Origin of the sequence: Adhaeribacter terrigena (assembly GCF_016623615.1) — a bacterium.
Taxonomy (GTDB): domain Bacteria; phylum Bacteroidota; class Bacteroidia; order Cytophagales; family Hymenobacteraceae; genus Adhaeribacter_A; species Adhaeribacter_A terrigena.
In genome coordinates, this window is the sequence record NZ_JAEHFX010000002.1 from 520612 (window position 1) to 538662 (window position 18051).

Consider the following 18051-nt stretch of genomic DNA (forward strand, 5'->3'; position numbering starts at 1 on the left):
TGCTGCACCTTGCCTATTTATTGCGTTACTTTGCAGGCGCAAAACCCTACCGTTTATTAAAAAGCTACTCGGAAATATCAGTTTTATCTTGCTGCTGAACCTGCTGGTAAAACCCATCGGCATTGTGGTAGAAAATCTGGTGCAGAACCGGATCGGCCACGAAGCTTTTGGTTTGTTCAGCGCCTTGTTCTCACTGGCAACCATCGGAGCCGTGCTTTCTGACCTGGGAATCAGCCAGCTGGCCACCAAAAAAATTGCTGCCGACAAAAGCTATTTTGAAGCCTATTTCCCTACCGTTTTTCCCGTAAAGATCCTGCTGGCGCTCTTGTTTCCGATACTCATGACGGGGCTCGGGTTTGTTTTGGGTTACGATGCGCACGCACTTTATCTGCTGTTTTTCATAGCGTTTACCTTCGGCCTTTCGCAGTTCATTTTGTTTTTCCGGGCTACGCTGCAGGGCAACCAGAATTTTAACGTAGATGCGGTAGGATCAGTAGCCGATAAGTTTCTGTTGGTGTTTTTTGTGCTTGCGCTTTTACCGATCGGCCTTTCGCTGGAGAATTTTGTGTACGCGCGCACGCTGGCAACCGGGCTGGCTTTTATAGCGCTTTACTATCTGATCACCAAATTATATGGTCGGCTGCGCATAAAACTGAACCGCGCGCACTTAAAAGAATTGCTGCGCGATAGTTTGCCGTTTGCCCTGATTACGCTGGTTTATGGCATTAACGAACGCGTGGATATTGTGATGCTGGAACGGCTTTCGTCGGCGAAAGAGGCGGGTTTATATGCCGGACCTTACCGCTGGGTAGATGCCGTAATGATGTATTTGTGGACCATTCTGCCCATTTTCTTTGCCAAATTCGCCTTAACTGTGCAGGATAAAAATGAGCAGGAGAAACTTTTGCATTTCGGGCAGGTGGTGGTGAGTTTGCCCATTATTTTTATCTGCGTTTTTTCATTTTTTTACGGCGAGCTTTTCTTTTTTCAGTTCAGCAACAGTACTGCGGCCGAAATTGCCGCCATGGTACAAAACCTGCAGATCTTATTTCTGAACGTGCTGGTACACGGTTTTTTTGCCATTTACAGTACGCTTTTAACTTCAAGTAATTTTGAAAAACCAGTCAGCAAGCTGGTAGCGGCCAGTATTATTTTAAACCTGACCCTCAATTTTATTTTTATTCCGGAATTTGGTTCTTTAGCCGCTGCCTGGAACACCCTTTTTTGTGCAGTTTTCGTATCTGTAGGGTATTTTATGATGGTGGGGCGCATGGTGAAAATAAAACTGCCTTATGCGCTGCTTTTAAAACTGGTTTTGCTGGCTGTATTGCTTGGCTGGCTGTTTTTTGGATTAGATCTACTCTCCGGTTTGTGGTGGCTGAATACAATTATGGCAGGAGCCGCCTTTTTAGTTTTGGTTTTTATACTGCAGATTATTAGTTTAGCTCAAATACGGCAACTAAAAAACCGTAGACCTTAATCTCACCTGCTCTTGAAAATAGCTGTAAACACCCGCTTTTTGCTTGCCGGCCGACTGGAAGGCATCGGGAAATTTACTTTAGAAACACTCCGCCGGATGGTAGCAAACCATCCTGAACACGAATTCTATTTTTTATTCGACCGGCCTTTTGACAAGCAATTCGTTTTTGGACCGAACGTAATACCCATTGTACTTTCCCCGCCGGCCCGGCATCCGTTCCTGTTCTATATCTGGTTTGAATTTAGTGTGGCCCGAGCGCTTAAAAAAATACAACCCGACGTTTTTCTTTCTACCGATGGTCTGACCACGCTTTCCACCGATGTTCCGTGCGTAACCGTGATCCACGACCTGGCTTTTGAGCATTATCCGAAAGACCTGGGGCTGTTAGTCCGGAAATATCTGCAGCATTTTACGCCGAAATTTGCAAAAGCTTCGGAAAGGATCGTGGCCGTTTCTGAATTTACCAAGCAGGATCTGATTAAAACGTACGGCGTGCCTGCCGGAAAAATAGACGTGGTTTACAACGATGCCAGCGATAATTTTCAGCCGGCAACGGAAGCGGAACAAGAAGCCACAAAACAGAAGTTCAGCAAGGGCCAGCCCTTTTTTATATTCGTGGGAGCTTTGCATCCGCGCAAAAACCTGGTAAACCTGTATAAGGCCTTCGATAAATTTAAAAAACAAACCCGTTGCGAAGCCAAGCTTTTAATTGTGGGCCGCAAAGCCTGGAAGGCGGGCGAAATTTCAGAAACGTTCAGACAACTCGAATTTCAGGACGATGTGATCTGCACCGGCCGCGTAAGCGACGAAGACCTGCGTTTGCTTTATGGTACTGCGCTGGCCAATGTTTATGTTCCTACGCTGGAAGGATTTGGCATTCCGATCGTGGAAGCCCAGAAATGCGAGTGCCCGGTAATTGCTTCCAACGTGAGTTCCATGCCCGAAGTAGCCGGCGATGCTGCTTTGCTGGTAGATCCGTTTAACGTAAATGAAATTGCGGGTGCCATGCAGGATATCTGGAAAGACCAGGGATTGCGCATTTCTTTGGCATATCTGGGCCGGAAAAATCTGCAGCGTTTTTCCTGGGATAAGAGCGCTGAAAAACTTTGCGAATCACTGACCAAAGCCGTTCAATCTGCTTCTAAACTGGCCTGATGCAACTTTTTCGCTTACCAGATTTCGTCCGGACCCTTTTGCCGCAGCTCGAATGGCGGAAAAATGCACAGGAAAAAGTTATCTATCTGACCTTCGATGACGGGCCAATTCCGGAGGTAACCGATTTTGTGCTGGATCAGCTCGCGAAATATAAAGCCAAAGGCACGTTTTTCTGCGTCGGCGATAATGTGGCGAAACATCCCGAAATTGCCGCCCGCATTTTAATCCAGGGCCATCGCCTGGGCAACCATACTTTCAACCATTTAAAAGCCTGGAAAACCTCCACCAAACCGTATCTGGAAAACATAGAAAAGTGCGCTGCCGTTTTAGAACCGTTTATTTCCGAAACGGAAAAACCGCTTTTCCGGCCGCCCTACGGGCAAATTTCCTTGAGTAAGATCAACGTATTGCAGCCGCACTTCCGCATTATTATGTGGGATCTGCTCACCTGCGATTACGACCCGGCTTTGCAGCCCGAAATATGCCTGGCCAAAAGCCTGGAACTTACCCGCCCCGGCTCCATTGTCGTTTTTCATGATAGTCTGAAAGCGCGCCGCAACCTGGAATTCGTGCTGCCGCGCTACCTCGAGTTTTTCCACCAACAGGGCTACCTGTTTGATGCATTGTAATGGTTGTTTCGGTCATCTTTTTCATCGCGTACTTCAGCGTTTTTGCGCTCGTGCTGGGCCTGTGGGTTTTCCGGAAAAAAGCGCCCGAAACGGTAGGTAAAACCGCCGGGAAAGTGCCGGTAAGCATTCTGATCGCAGCCCGTAACGAAGAACACACCATCATCCGCTGTCTTCAGGCCATCGAAAAACTGGATTATCCGGCGGAACTAATAGAAGTACTTATCGGCGATGATGCTTCTACCGATCAGACCCATAACGTGGTGGCTGCTTACATTGCCGGCAAACCGAATTTCAAACTCATTTCCATAACCGGAAAACTGGGTCAGGCCCATGGCAAAGCCAACGTGCTGGCTCATTTAACGAAACGGGCTACCACCGGATATTTTTTTATTACCGATGCCGACGTGGCTGTGCCGCCGGGCTGGGTAAACGCGATGCTTGCAGCGCAGAAAAGCGGCGCGGGCATAGTAACTGGCATTACTGCCGTTTGCGGCCAGCAGTTTGCCGAACGCATGCAACGCCTCGACTGGCTTAATTCACTTGGTTTGATCCAGGTGGTTTCCGATCTGAATCTACCGGTTTCTACCATGGGTAATAACATGCTCGTAACGCGGCAGGCTTACGAAAGCACGGGCGGTTATGAATGTATTAAGTTCTCCGTTACCGAAGATATCGCGCTTTTCCGGGAAGTTCTGAAACGCGGTTTCGGCTTTAAAAACCTCTATGAACCCGCCGTGCTGGCCGAAACACTTCCGCCCGGTAATTGGAGAACGTTGCTGCACCAACGCAAACGCTGGATGCAGGGCATTATTTATCTGCCGCTTATTATGAAGCTGGTGCTTATTTTGTATGCCTCGTTTTATGTGTTCCTCATTCCGCTTTTCTGGCGGGTGCCGGCTGCAGTTGCGCTGGGTTTGCTGTTGCTGAAATGGCTGTTCCAAAGCATTTTTATTCTGGTTAGCCTCCAGAAGCTGAAGCAACGTACCTCGTTCAAAGATCTGGTGCTTTTTGAAGGGTATCAGCTTGTGATCACCGTTTCTATGCTGGCATTTTATTTTTTACCGGGTAAAGTAAACTGGAAAGGCCGGAAATATTAACCAAATTTGCAACCTGACTTTTAATGCCAAAAACCATAGCGTTTTTAAGGGTTCAAGTCGGGTAATTATGTTAAATATAATGGGCTAATCTGGTTAAACAAACAAGCCGCTTTTTTTAAAGATGAATTTAATAGATACCCACGCGCATATTTACGCCGCCGATTTTAAAACCGATCAGCGCGAAACCCTGCGCCGCGCGCAGGAGGAAGGCGTAACCAGGATCCTGATGCCCAATATCGACCATACTTCCATCGATGCGATGCTTGAAACCGAAGCGCAGCATCCGGAGTTGTGCCTGGCCATGATGGGGCTGCATCCGTGTTCGGTAAAAAAGGATTTTCAGCAGGAATTATACCGTATAGAAGCCTGGCTGAACCAGCGCAATTTTATAGGCATCGGCGAAGCCGGCATTGATCTGTATTGGGATAAAACGTTTCTGGCGCAGCAGCAGGAAGCGCTTCAGGTTCAGGTAGATTGGGCCGTTAAATTCAGGCTGCCCTTAATTCTGCACACCCGCGATTCTTTCTCCGAAACCTACGAAATCATTGCCCGCAACCAGCACGAAAACTTGACCGGCATTTTCCATTGCTTTTCCGGCACGGCCGAAGAAGCCAAGAAAGCCATCGATCTGAGTTTTTACCTGGGCATTGGCGGCGTTGCCACCTTTAAAAACGGCGGCTTCGATAAAGTTCTCCCGGAAATTCCCCTGGAGAAAATAGTGCTGGAAACCGATTGTCCGTACCTGGCCCCCGTGCCACATCGCGGTAAACGCAACGAACCCGCTTATGTAAAACTGGTAGCTGAAAAAGTAGCGCAACTTAAAAATATTTCCGTGGAAGAACTGGCCGAAGTGACTACCGCTAATGCAAAGAAACTGTTCGGTTTAAAATAAATTTCTGATCGGGCGTCAAGCAAAAAACGGTACTGTTTTCGGGAGAAAAACTGCTTCTGAAATTTATGGCAACTAATTAAAACCAGGTTACCCTATTGCTTCTCATTTTCGCCAGGTTTTATTCAATTTAAAATTTGCTTTCAGAAAGTTCTTATTGCGAAAGAACGCTATAAAAAAACGGCAAAAAACTCAAAATGAATTATACCAAATTAGATGTGCACACTGCCGCGCCGCTGCATCCGGAGGCTTCCGTTTTGTTGATTTACACGGGCGGCACGCTGGGCATGGTTTACGATATTTCGGGTAAGCATCTTATTCCGTTCAACTTCGACCAGATCCTGCACCGGGTACCCGAATTGCAGCAAATCAACGTGTTGCTCACTGTTTTGTCGCTGAACGAGCCAATAGACTCATCCAATATTTCCATTGAACACTGGCTTGACCTGGCGCATATTATAGAGGAACATTACCATTTTTACGATGGATTTGTAATTCTGCACGGCACCGATACCATGTCTTACACAGCTTCAGCACTGAGTTATTTGCTCGAAAACCTAGCCAAACCTGTAATTCTGACCGGTGCGCAGGTTCCGATTGGCAAAGTGCGCAACGATGCCCGTTTTAACCTGATCTCGGCACTTGAAATCGCAGCTAAGGGTGGGGCAGAAGGCAGTACGCACGTACCGGAAGTGGCTATTTATTTCGATAACGTTTTGCTGCGCGGCAACCGTACCAAGAAAGTAGAAAGCAGTCATTTCGATGCTTTTAAATCAGGGAATTACCCGCCGCTGGCTGAAGCCGGCATTGAACTGGAATTTGAGCAGCGGCATATTCTGCCCAACCCGGAAAAACCGCTTAAAGTCCATCGCAAACTCGATAACCGGGTAGCCATTCTCAAGCTTTTTCCCGGAATTTCGGAAATGGTAGTGCGTTCGGTGCTGAGCAGCCAGGGCCTGCGTGGCCTGGTACTGGAAACGTACGGCGCGGGTAATGCTCCAACCACAGACTGGTTTTTAAAGCTGCTCCGCGAAGCCATTAATAATGGCCTGATCATTCTGAATGTAAGCCAGTGTGATGAAGGAAATGTGAACCAAGGACTTTACGAAACCAGCCGTTATCTGGAAGAAATGGGCGTAATTGGCGGTGCTGACATGACAACCGAAGCGGCCATAACCAAACTGATGTTTGTGCTGGGGCAAGACCTGTCGTTGGAAGAAAGTAAGAAAATATTGCGGGGGAACCTGCGCGGCGAAATTACTTTATAAGTAAAAAACGCTATACTTTTAAGCTGAAAAACTTGCAACGCCGGAATTTTATCCGTTTCTTTGCAGCCTATTAAACAGAGAGGTGTCCGAGTGGTTGAAGGAGCACGCCTGGAAAGTGTGTATACTCCAAAAGGGTATCGTGGGTTCGAATCCCATCCTCTCTGCCAATATATTTATTAAAGCCCTGTAGGTTTTCCTTACAGGGCTTTTTTGTTTTAATTCGGACATATTGGACATCTTACATCAAACACCTTTTTTTAATAATAATATATAACAAGATAGGCTAATGCAATCTTGCTACTAGGGAGTTTATTAATTAAATAATAAGCTTCTTATCTGAAATGTGGTGCTTTAATTCCTGGATTAACTTTCCTTCAATTTTACTTAGTTATTTTCAAAGAATTTTAAGAAAGCCTGAACATGAATATGTGGAGATTATAATCCTTCAAACACCGACATTTCCTTCCAAAGCATATCGAATTCTACTAAAAAGAATTCCACTAAATCTTTTCCATTGGTAACAATCAAATTTTCGTGGTTATATATGGCTGCACTACGAGTCCAGTTGTAGCTGCCCGTTATCAGAACCTGGTGATCTATAATGGCGAATTTGTGGTGCATGTGGTTGCGGGTATTGTCTGTGCGAATCTCTACCCTGGCTTGCGCCAGTTCTTTAATGTCAGAGCCCTGGTCGAAGAGTTTCTCATTATCGGTTAATAGTTTGATTGGAATTCCCCGGCGGTGAGCAGTCAGAATTGCTCTGGTGATTAGATCGTCGCTGATGGTGAATACGCAAATTTTGATGGAGGTTTTGGCGTTGTCAATTGCGGAGATAATGGCCTGCTGACATTCGGTGCCTGGACTGAAATAGGCCTTGCTTATCACTTTTTCGGAAGATTTCAATACGGAAAACATAACTTATTTTTCAAGTGCTTTTATACGATCATTTAATTGCTGCACTACTTGTTCCAAAACGATTAGCCTTTCTTCCACCAGCGCAGGTGCTTTTAGCCGAGAACTGAAAACGCCCCGGACTTCCCAAATTTCCAACACTTCTTTTACCGGTAAGGTTACCAAATTGTATTCAGGATTATCTGCTTTAAATTGTAGTGTTTCACCTGATACAACTTCTGCTAACCGACGTATTAGCAAGCTGCTTTGCAATACCACTACGTAAACTTTACCTGGAATAACATCGCAATAGTTCTCAGGTTCAACCAACTCACCCAGAAGCAGGTCACCGGGAAAAATACCGGTTTCGAGATATTGCATTTCAGAACCGGGTTGCTCAAAAGCCCGACCTATATTCTTTAAATCCACTGGAAAATGGACCACCGGCAGGCTTTCTATGAATTTTTTCTCGTGCCGGTTTACAATGTATTCCAAGGTTTGGGCTGCTTTAATCAATACAGTTTCGGGAGCAGGAGTGGGGTTTGCTATTTTTTTGAGCGATGGGGCCTGCTTCAGTTCTTGTTTATAAATATCGAAGCCATAAAGCTCGTTTACGGTCAGCTCTTTGGTTAGCAGTAGGTCAATAGAAAGGCCGAATTGTCGGGCTATTTGCACCACAGTTTCCATTTTTGGCTCTGAACGGCCCTCTTCATAGGCGCCTACGCTGGGTCGGGCCAAATTAAAGAGTTGTGCAAAACCCGCCTGGCTCAAATTCCTGACCGTACGGATCTTCTTGATATTTTTTCCAATAAAAGACATAAAAAATAAAACCTGCTAATATTTTGAGCGTATCTATTTATTGTAGTATACTTGCATTGTAAATGTAGAAAATTTCACCATACTTCGTACTAATAACTGCTATTTTTTTGAGCCAAGGGCTCGGCTAAGAAATTTTTAAGTTCGTAATTGATTTTTTTTGGCAGGTATAACAACCAATTGCATTTTCTTTCTTACCTTAGGAATTGAAAATGCTCATAGAACTGACTTTGCACAGAAAAGTTGCTTCTACTAAAAAGCGCTTCTTTATTTCGCCACTTCGCAGGAATCGGCAATTTGAAAACGGAACTTTAAAAATTTTCAACATGAACAATCCTTACTTTACCAAAGTGAAGGCTTATTTACAGGACCTGAACTTTCATATTTCGCACGAAAGCGCCTTAGACGGGGTATTTGTGGTTGAAAAACCGGAACTGGGTATTCAGAATCTGGTTATTGGCTGCGCCGATCCGCTTCTGATCATGGAACAGCACCTGTTGGATTTGCCAGAGTTGACTATAGAAGTGCTGCAAAGTTTGCTTAAAAAAAACCGCGACATCATTCACGGTGCTTTTGTGCTGGATGAAACCGGCCGCAAACTGATCTTCCGCGATACTTTGCAAGTAGAAAACCTGGATCTGCGCGAGATCGAAGCTTCTTTTAATTCGCTGGCCTTATTGCTAAGTGAGTATTCCGAACAATTAATTCAATTTTCAAAAATTAACGAAAACAGCTATGAACATATTTAAACGCATCTTTAAGATCGGCCAGGCCGAAACGCATTCCGCCATTGATCAACTGGAGGACCCGATCAAAATGACCGAACAGGGAATCCGCGACATGAAAGCCGACCTGGAAAAAAGCCTGCGCGCGCTGGCCGAGGTAAAAGCCATGGCCATCCGGGCCCGCAACGAAGCTGAAGCCTGCCGCGCAAAATCTGATGAATACGAACATAAAGCCATTCAATTGCTGCAGCGGGCCCACAAAGGCGATCTGGAAAGCCAGGAAGCGGACCGTTTAGCTGGGGAAGCGCTCGTGAAAAAAGAAGAAAACCTGAAACTGGCGGAACAAGCGACAACGGATCAGGAAAAGTTTGAAAAATCGGTGCAGCAGCTGGATCAGAATATTAAAACGCTGCGCAGCACTTTAAGCAAGTGGGAAAACGAACTGAAAACCCTTAGAAGCCGCGTTACGGTTAGCAAAGCCACGCAAACCATAAACAAGCAATTGGCCCAGATCGATTCTTCCGGTACAGTAGCGTTGCTTGAACGCATGAAAGAGAAAGTAGCCGTAGAAGAAGCGTTAGCTGAATCGTACGGGGAAATTGCCAACGAAAGCCGCACCATAGATCAGGAAATAGAAAAAGCTTTGGAAAAAAGCCAGGCCCGCACTGCTTCAGATAAAGTTGCCGCGCTTAAATCGAAGCTTGGTTTAACTGAAGTGCCGGAGTAATTTTCAAACATTCAGCGGATTTTTTAGAGCATTTTGCCTAGCGTTTTGCGCAATCCTGATTCCTGAATTTTCATTAGATCTTTAATAAATAGAACATTTTATAAGGAATTTTCATCTGATTTTTTCAGGCAATAAGCCTAATGTTTTTGCTAAAATTAGTAAAACCTGAAAACAGTTGAAATGGGCGTTTAAAATCTCAGATGAGTACTTCCGGAGCTGTAAACCGGAAGAGTTCATTTGAAAATCCCTCACAAACGGAAAGCTAAAATACATATTAAGTGCTTCTGAAATGTGCAAATAATATAGATTACTTTTGCCTATGACCGAACTTTTACAAGCTGCCGTTGCGCCGGCCAACATTATTCCAACCACTTTGCTGGTGTTCATTCTAATTTATTGGGTTTCCGTGATCGTAGGATTGCTGGATCTGAATTCTTTTCATTTTGAGATCGGGAAGGAAATTCACATCGATACCCATTTCGATGCGCACCAGGATTTTTCGGTGGCCTGGTTGAACAGCATTCTGGCATTTTTTAATCTCGGCCGCATTCCATTCATGGTGTTCATGAGTTTTCTCATTTTACCGTTCTGGGTGCTGGCAATTTTAACGGTGCATTACGGAGTTTTTCTACCTTCCGGCATAGCGTTTTTAATGCTGATCCCCAACCTGATCGCCAGCCTTTTTATTGCCAAGATCCTGACTACGCCTTTCGTGAAAATGTTTGCGGCCCTGGAAAAAGAACACGACAGTTCAGTTACCATAATCGGAAAAGTGTGCACGGTTTTGTTGCCGGCCACGCCAACCGAATTAGGCCAGGCCGCAGTTAAAACCGAAGGCGCGCCGCTCATTCTGAATGTAAAAACCACCAAAGGCGCCTCCCTGCAAAAAGGTGAAACCGGCTTGGTGATCGATTTTAATGCTGATAATAAAATATACTTAATAGAACCTTTCGAATCCCTTTAACCATGATTGCACAGTTATCTTTCACTATCGTCGGAATTCTGGCGTTGGTTCTCTTTGGCCTGGTTGCCATCGTTATTAAAATGTACCAGAAAGCCATTCAGGGTGAAGCCTTGGTGCGCACCGGTTTCGGCGACACTACCGTTTCTTTCTCTGGCATTTTTGTGGTTCCGGTTATTCATAAACTGGAAGTAATGGATACTACTTTAAAGACCATTGTAATTGCCCGTACCGGCGCCGAAGGCCTGATCTGTAAAGACAACCTGCGCGCGGATATTAAAGTGAATTTCTTTCTGCGGGTAAACAAAACGCCGGAAGATGTAATGCAGGTTGCGCAATCTATTGGCTGCCGCCGCGCCTCCGACCAGATCGCGCTGGAAGGTTTATTCGACGCCAAATTTTCCGAAGCGTTGAAAACTGTTGGCAAGCATTTTAATTTCGTTGACCTGTATCAAAGCCGCGACGATTTCAAACGGCAGATCTTAGCCGCCATTGGTACCGATCTGAACGGTTACGTACTCGACGATTGTGCCATCGATTACCTGGAGCAAACCCCGCTTTCATCTCTAAACGAAAACAACATTCTGGATGCGGAAGGTATTAAAAAGATCATCGACCTTACGGCGCAGCAGAAAGTTCAGGCCAATTACATTGAACGCGAAAAACAAAAAACCATTAAAAAGCAAGACGTAGAAGCGCAGGAAACGATCCTGCAATTAGAGCGTCAGCTAGCAGAAAATGAAGAAAAACAAAAGCGCGAAATCTCAAACATCAAATCGCGGGAATTTGCCGAAATTGAGAAAGTACGTCATGAACAACGCCTGGTTTCTGAGAAAGCCCGTATTGCAACCGACGAAGAAGTAAAGATTGCGGAGCAGAATAAAGACCGCCAGATCCTGGTAGCCGAAAGAAGCAAGCAACGTACTGATGCCGTAGAAACTGAACGTGTAGAGCAAGCCCGCATGCTGGAAATAAACGAACGCGAACGCATTGTGGCTCTGGCCCAGATCGAAAAAGAAAAAGCGCTGGAAGAGGAACGGAAAAACATCCAAACCATTATTCGGGAACGCGTGGTAGTGGAAAAAGCTACGGTAGAAGAAGAAGAAAAGATCAAAGATACCCGTGCTTTTGCCGAAGCCGAACGTAACAAATCGGTTGCCATCAAGCACGCCGAAATGGAGGCCGAAGAAGCATTGGTTAAGGAAATTAAAGGGGCTGAAGCCTCCCGCAATGCAGCTGAATTCCGGGCAAAACAATTGCTTATCGATTCGGAGGCGGAGCAAGTTTCGGCTGCAAACCGGGCCCAGGCAATTAAAATGATGGCCGAAGCGGAAGCTGCTCAGGCGGCCGCCATTGGCATGTCGGAAGCCCGCGTGATGGAAGCCAAAGCCGAAGCGCATCAGAAAGAAGGTGAAGCAGAAGCCGTGGTTATTGAAATGCAGGCCGTGGCTACAGCCAAAGCCACCAAAGTAAAAGCCGAAGCGCAAGCTGAAGCCGACGAAAAAATTGGTATGGTAGCGGCCAAAATCACCAAAGAACAAGGCTTTGCCGATGCTACAGTAGTAGAAAACCTGGCTGCTGCCACCGAGAAAAAAGGACTGGCCGAAGCCCGTGTGAACAGCGAAAAACTATCTGTAGACGCGAAAGGAATTCAGGAAAAAGCCGAGGCCATGAAAAAACTGGACGGCGTTGGCAAAGAACACGAAGAATTCAAGTTACGTCTCGACAAAGACAAATCCATCGAACTGGCGCAGATCAACATTCAGAAAGATATCGCTTCCGCGCAAGCCAGCGTTATTTCCGAAGCTTTAAAAGCTGCGAAAATCGATATTGTGGGCGGCGAAACGATGTTCTTCGACCAGATCGTAGGTTCTATCACCAAAGGTAAACAGGTTGACCGCTTAGTAGGAAATTCGGAAGTGTTAGGCTCGGTAAAAGATACCTTCTTCCACGTGAACGGTAACGGCGAAGTTGATTTCAAAATGAACCTGCAACGCTTCATCAACCAGTTCGGCATGAACTCCGACGATGTGCGCAACCTAAGTGTTTCGGCGCTGCTCTTAAAGATGATGACCAATGCCGATGATTCTACCAAAGATGCTTTAAAGCAATTGACTACCACTGCCAACGCTATGGGTTTTGCGGATAAGGCGGTACATAGTTTTGGGTTGAATTAAGAATTTGAAAGCGTAAATAACCACCCCTGGCCCCTCCTTGAAAAGGAGGGAGCTGGTGACAGCCAGTTTTTAATTGCTGTTTTTTATAGCAGGCATAGAAAAACGCTATGCTTTTAATCTAAAAAAGTCATTTAGAAACACCGAACAAAAAGCTACCCTCCTTACCAAGGAGGGGCCAGGGGTGATTGTTTTATTGCCCCACCAATGAAGTGTACCACTTCGCCATAAACCACTTTTTACCCCAATTACCCTAGCGTTTTTTTCTTCATGAATACCAACCCTACTGCTGCCGAACCTACTGCTTCCAATGTGCAACTGGAGAACGGAACTTACGAAATTCTGCGGGGACGTTTGCAGGAAAACAGCCGGGAACTGCAGCAGCGCATTGAGCAACTAAATCAGGAACGGAAACAGGTTTTCGGTGCCATCGAAACTGCGCTGTTAGCTACCGAACGGATTACTACGGAAAACAACTGCATACCCTGGGACATGGTACCGGTTGGTTCCGCATTTTTGTTTGGTTACAACGTGGTGATCGGGCTGAAAAATGAGATCGAACTAACGGATGTTTTCAGCATTTATAAGTATGAGAACCGCATCTTTCATCCGTTGGGTTTAGAGCTGATAAACGATAGCGTTTTTGTGGAGGATTTTAAAAAGCTTTATAAGTATTACAAAAATACCCAGTTCGTAAAATTCGCCTTGATCGGGACCAGTTTATTCATGGTTTTCCGGATCGGCAAGGGCGTGAACGATATTAAAACGTTTAAATGGGCGATTAACGGCGGTACTTTAAAATATCTAGATAACCGCTCCGACCACGAATTTATTTACCCCACGCAGCACGATTTTTCCTGGAAGCGACCTACCCGCGAAGCGCACCGCAAAGGTAAATATCCGCATATCTCCATCGAAGACAAGGTTTTCGTAGAAACGCTGGGCGGCGACCTCACCATTAAAATTGAGGACAATACCGAAAGCGGTCAGGGGATTTATTCCGAAGAAGTAGAGGATAAAGACCAGACGCTCGACGATTCGGAAGTTTATTACGCTATTATCGGCAACATTATTATTCTGAAGATCCGGCCGTACCGCGAAAATAAATACCGCTACATCGTTTACAATTCCAAACTGCACACCGCCCGCCGGATCGATGCGTTGGAAGATTGCTGCATCATGCTGCCCGATGATCAAGGCATTATTTACGCTTACGGGTATTACCTGCAAACCGGCGATTTCAAACAGTTCGAAAACAACCTCAAAGACATGATCTTTGAGAAGCGCATTGCTTCGCCAAACGGGGAAGATTTCCTATATGTATTCTATAACAAAGAAGCCGGCACGTATCTGTTGCTTTCGTATAACCTGATCAGTCAGAAGATCGAAAACCCGATTATTTGCCACGGCTACGCGATCTTCGAGAACGGCGAACTTTGCTATTTCCGCGCCGATCCGGAAGCGAAAAAGAACCACGCCATTCAGGTCTGGCAAACGCCCTTTGTAAGTCCGGATTTTACGCTGCCGGTTTCCCAGGATTCGTATGTTTATAAGATCGGTAACAAAGATATTGTGCGGGCCATGGCTGAAAGTACTGAACTTTTGACCCTGCTGAACAAAGACGATTCTTATAGCAACCTGTACCTGGACCTGATCAAGCGCACCACCGATATTCTGGACGGTTACCACTGGCTCACGAAAGAAGAAATTTTCAATTTGGCCAAGCCACTGATCGCTATCCGGCAGACGGCCACCGCGGCGGTAGATGAATTTGAGAAAGTGGTCAGCCTCCGGAAAAATACCGAAAAGCAGATCAACCTGGTGCTGGATAAAACGGATGCGTTAATTCAAACCATCAAGATCCAGAAAGCCGCCGAAATTAACACGTTTGTAAGATATCTGGCGGAATTGCGGGCCTTGCGCGGGGAAGTAATTTCGCTGAAAGAGCTGCGTTATGCTGACCTGGAAAGGATAGAGGTTTGCGAGAAAAAACTCGAAGAAAATACCCGGTTACTTTCCAACGATTGCGTGGATTTCCTGTTAAAGCCGGATGCCTTGCAGCCTTACGAAGCCCGGGTGAAATCCATTGAAAACGCTATCGATCTGGCGCAAAAAGTGGTTGAAACGGATGCGACCGAAAAAGAAATAAATGCGATCTCGGTAGAACTGGAAATGCTGATCGAGGTGGTAGGAAATCTGAAAATCGAAGACGCAACCCAAACCACCCGCATCATCGATGCCATTTCGGCCATTTATTCCGGATTCAACCAGATCAAAGCGGCGCTTAAAAGAAAGAAAAAGGAGTTACTCAGCGTAGAAGGCAAAGCCGAATTCAACTCGCAGCTCAAGCTGATCAGCCAAGGCGTGATCAATTACCTGGATCTGTGCGATACGCCGCAGAAATGCGAAGAGTATTTGGCGCGCCTCATGGTGCAGCTCGAAGAACTGGAGGGTAAATTCCCGGATTTCGAAGAGTTTATTGAGCAATTAAGTGTAAAACGCGAAGAGATCTATAATACCTTCGAAACCAAAAAAGTGAGCCTGCAGGAAAGCCGGAACAAGCGGGCCAGCAGCCTGCAGCAATCCGCCGACCGCATACTGAAAGCTGTGCAAAGCCGGGTAGCCAAACTTGCTTCGATAAACGAAATAAACGGCTATTTTGCTTCCGATCTAATGATAGAGAAAGTTCGGAACATTACCGATGAATTGCTGAGTTTTGGCGACACCGTTAAAGCTGACACCATCCAAAGTCGGCTGAAAACGGCGCGCGAAGATGCGGTTAGGCAATTGAAAGACCGGCAGGAATTATTCGTGAACGGCCAGGATGTTCTGAAGCTAGGCAATCACCATTTCACGGTAAATACCCAGCCGCTGGCGCTCAGCATTGTGCACAAAGAAGGCGAAATGTTTTTTCACCTGGCCGGCACCAATTTCTTCGAAAAGATCACCGATCAGGAGTTTTTAAGCTACCGGTTGGTTTGGGAGCAAAGCCTGGTTTCTGAGAATGCAACCGTTTACCGGGGGGAATATTTAGCTTATAAAGTGCTGGAAGCAGCCCGGGAAAAACAAGTAAATGCTACCTTCGAAATTTCTGTAACTTCGGTACTTACAACCGATGAATTATTCCGGTTAACGCACGCTGAACTGTCAGAATACGTACAGCGCTTTATGGCCACGCGTTTTAATGAAGGCTACGTAAAAGGTGTGCACGACTATGATGCTGCCTTGATCTTGCAGGCTATGGTACGATTAACCAAAACCGCCGATCTTTTGCGGTTCGATGCCAATGCCCGGGCTTGTGCCTCACTTTACTGGAAAGCATTTGCCCCGGTTTCCCGCAAAGCAGAATTACACCACCAGCTGAAAGGCATTGGTTCCATTCTGCAGGTTTTCCCGAATACGCACCAGTTCGACGCCATCATTTCCGAACTTGAAAAGGAGCTGAACACGTTTATTGCAGAAACGAATTTATGCCAGAACGTAAATTCTACCGACGCAGCGACGTACCTGTTTCATGAACTAATACGCGGCGATCATTTCATCATCGATCATGAAGCGGGCTTGCTTTATCACGCGTTCCTGGATTACCTCAAAAATCACAAAGTGCTGGCAACATACGAAGCCTCAGTAAAAGCCTTGGATCGAAATCCGGCCATGCAATTTGCGTTGGTACAAAACTGGGTGCGCGCTTTCGTAAGCCAATCGGAGCACAACGATAAAGGAGATTATGTAGCCGAAACTGCGGTAGTTTTGTTTACGCATGCCTACCAGCCGGACCGGGTTGTTTCGGTTTCGTTGCGGGAAAAACTTACCGGTTTCCGCGGTTCTCATAATTTACTGGAAGCACAGAATTATCAGCTGCATTTCAATTCCTTCATGAACCGATTGCGGGATTTTGAAGCTAAAATAGTACCGCAGTTTAATCGGTTTACAGAGCTGAAAAAACACTTAACCCATACTTTTGAAGAAGAATTACGCCTGAATGAATTCAAGCCAAGGGTGCTTTCTTCCTTTGTGCGGAATAAACTCCTCGATCAGGTTTATCTGCCGTTGATCGGGGCCAATTTAGCCAAGCAAATTGGTAGTGCAGGTGAAAACAAACGCACTGATTTAATGGGCATGTTGCTGCTGATTTCGCCGCCGGGCTACGGTAAAACCACCATTATGGAATACCTGGCCAACCGGTTGGGAATTATTTTTATGAAGATCAATGGTCCAGCATTGGGGCACCAGGTTACGGCTCTGGACCCAACGGAAGCACCAAACGCTGCGGCGCGGGAAGAGCTGGAAAAGCTGAACCTGGCTTTCGAAATGGGCGATAACGTGATGATCTACCTGGACGATATCCAGCACTGTAACCCCGAGTTTCTGCAGAAATTCATTTCGCTTTGCGATGCGCAGCGGAAGATAGAAGGAGTTTACAAAGGCAAAAGCAAAACTTACGATTTCCGGGGTAAAAAAGTATGCGTAGTAATGGCCGGAAACCCTTACACCGAAACCGGCGAAAAATTCCGGATCCCGGATATGCTGGCAAACCGGGCCGATATTTACAACTTAGGCGATATCATCGGCAATACCGAAGACGTTTTCAAACTCAGCTACCTGGAAAATGCATTGACTTCCAATAAAGTGCTGGCAAATTTGGCTTCCAGAAGCCAGCAAGATGTTTATTCCTTGCTACAACTGACCGAAACTGGCAGCCAGGATGGACTCACTTTTGAAGGTAACCATTCGCCGGAAGAATTAAATGAATACAGCCTGGTACTGAAAAAACTGCTTCGCATCCGGGATATTATTCTGGCCGTGAACATGGAATACATTCGATCCGCTGCCCAGGCCGAAGAATACCGCACCGAACCGCCGTTCAAGCTGCAAGGTTCTTACCGGAACATGAACAAGCTTACCGAAAAAGTAATGCCAATCATGAACGACGAGGAACTGCAAACTTTGATCTTGTCGCATTACGAATCGGAGGCGCAAACTTTAACTTCTGGAGCTGAAGCGAATATGCTGAAATTTAAAGAACTAAACGGTATGCTTTCGGGCTCAGAAAGTCAGCGGTGGGAAGACATTAAAAACACCTACGTGAAAAACTTGAAACGAAAAGGCTTCGGTGATAATAATCAGGTTGGGCAGGTGCTGGAACAGATGGAAAATATTTCGGTAGGATTAATGGGCATTAAGGAAGTGTTGAATCAGTTTAAACAATCAGAGAATCTCTCTTAAAAATTCTAATTGC

At 45.9% G+C, this 18051-nt stretch carries 13 protein-coding genes and 1 tRNA gene; 12 read left to right on the top strand and 2 right to left on the bottom strand.

Annotation, left to right across the window (positions count from 1 at the left end; all coding sequences use genetic code 11):
• The first annotated feature begins 76 nt into the window (after window positions 1-76).
• From I5M27_RS18780 to I5M27_RS06340, 7 genes are all read left to right on the top strand, one after another.
• Window positions 77-1480: an oligosaccharide flippase family protein gene (locus I5M27_RS18780; protein WP_317193561.1), complete on the top strand. Its 1404-nt coding sequence runs from the start codon at window positions 77-79 to the stop codon at window positions 1478-1480.
• 12 nt (window positions 1481-1492) lie between these two features.
• Window positions 1493-2635: a glycosyltransferase family 4 protein gene (locus tag I5M27_RS06315; RefSeq protein ID WP_200505334.1), complete on the top strand. Its 1143-nt coding sequence runs from the start codon at window positions 1493-1495 to the stop codon at window positions 2633-2635.
• Complete coding sequence (locus I5M27_RS06320; protein WP_200505335.1) at window positions 2635-3264, top strand: polysaccharide deacetylase family protein; 630 nt, start codon at window positions 2635-2637, stop codon at window positions 3262-3264. Before I5M27_RS06315 ends, I5M27_RS06320 begins: the two co-directional genes overlap by 1 nt.
• Window positions 3264-4361 (top strand): glycosyltransferase, encoded by a 1098-nt coding sequence (locus I5M27_RS06325; RefSeq protein WP_200505336.1) that lies wholly within the window; start codon window positions 3264-3266, stop codon window positions 4359-4361. The genes I5M27_RS06320 and I5M27_RS06325 overlap by 1 nt, the downstream gene beginning before the upstream one ends.
• Window positions 4362-4482: 121 nt before the next feature.
• Window positions 4483-5253 carry a TatD family hydrolase gene (locus I5M27_RS06330; RefSeq protein ID WP_200505337.1) on the top strand — a complete coding sequence of 257 codons (771 nt, stop codon included), beginning with the start codon at window positions 4483-4485 and terminating at the stop codon, window positions 5251-5253.
• A 194-nt stretch (window positions 5254-5447) separates the two neighbouring features.
• Window positions 5448-6518, top strand: a complete 1071-nt coding sequence (locus I5M27_RS06335; protein WP_200505338.1) for an asparaginase — start codon at window positions 5448-5450, stop codon at window positions 6516-6518.
• A gap of 76 nt (window positions 6519-6594) precedes the next feature.
• Window positions 6595-6685, top strand: a tRNA-Ser gene (locus tag I5M27_RS06340).
• 268 nt (window positions 6686-6953) lie between these two features.
• Here the strand turns inward: I5M27_RS06340 and I5M27_RS06345 are convergent.
• Together I5M27_RS06345 and I5M27_RS06350 are read right to left on the bottom strand one after the other, a co-directional pair.
• The gene (locus tag I5M27_RS06345) at window positions 6954-7433 is read right to left on the bottom strand and encodes a phospholipase D-like domain-containing protein (RefSeq protein ID WP_200505339.1); all 480 of its coding nucleotides are present in this window, start codon (window positions 7431-7433) and stop codon (window positions 6954-6956) included.
• Window positions 7434-7436: 3 nt separating this feature from the next.
• A complete protein-coding gene (locus I5M27_RS06350; protein WP_200505340.1) occupies window positions 7437-8228 on the bottom strand; it encodes a LexA family transcriptional regulator in 792 nt (263 codons plus the stop codon).
• Between the two features lie 323 nt (window positions 8229-8551).
• Between I5M27_RS06350 and I5M27_RS06355 the strand changes: the two genes are divergently transcribed.
• From I5M27_RS06355 to I5M27_RS06375, 5 genes are all read left to right on the top strand, one after another.
• Window positions 8552-8974 carry a type III secretion system chaperone family protein gene (locus I5M27_RS06355; protein ID WP_200505341.1) on the top strand — a complete coding sequence of 141 codons (423 nt, stop codon included), beginning with the start codon at window positions 8552-8554 and terminating at the stop codon, window positions 8972-8974.
• The gene (locus I5M27_RS06360) at window positions 8961-9677 is read left to right on the top strand and encodes a PspA/IM30 family protein (protein ID WP_200505342.1); all 717 of its coding nucleotides are present in this window, start codon (window positions 8961-8963) and stop codon (window positions 9675-9677) included. Before I5M27_RS06355 ends, I5M27_RS06360 begins: the two co-directional genes overlap by 14 nt.
• Before the next feature lie 319 nt (window positions 9678-9996).
• Window positions 9997-10641 (top strand): OB-fold-containig protein, encoded by a 645-nt coding sequence (locus I5M27_RS06365; RefSeq protein WP_200505343.1) that lies wholly within the window; start codon window positions 9997-9999, stop codon window positions 10639-10641.
• Between the two features lie 2 nt (window positions 10642-10643).
• A complete protein-coding gene (locus tag I5M27_RS06370; protein WP_200505344.1) occupies window positions 10644-12815 on the top strand; it encodes a flotillin family protein in 2172 nt (723 codons plus the stop codon).
• Window positions 12816-13082: 267 nt separating this feature from the next.
• Window positions 13083-18038 carry a DNA repair ATPase gene (locus I5M27_RS06375; protein ID WP_234462416.1) on the top strand — a complete coding sequence of 1652 codons (4956 nt, stop codon included), beginning with the start codon at window positions 13083-13085 and terminating at the stop codon, window positions 18036-18038.
• The last annotated feature ends 13 nt before the right edge of the window (window positions 18039-18051 follow it).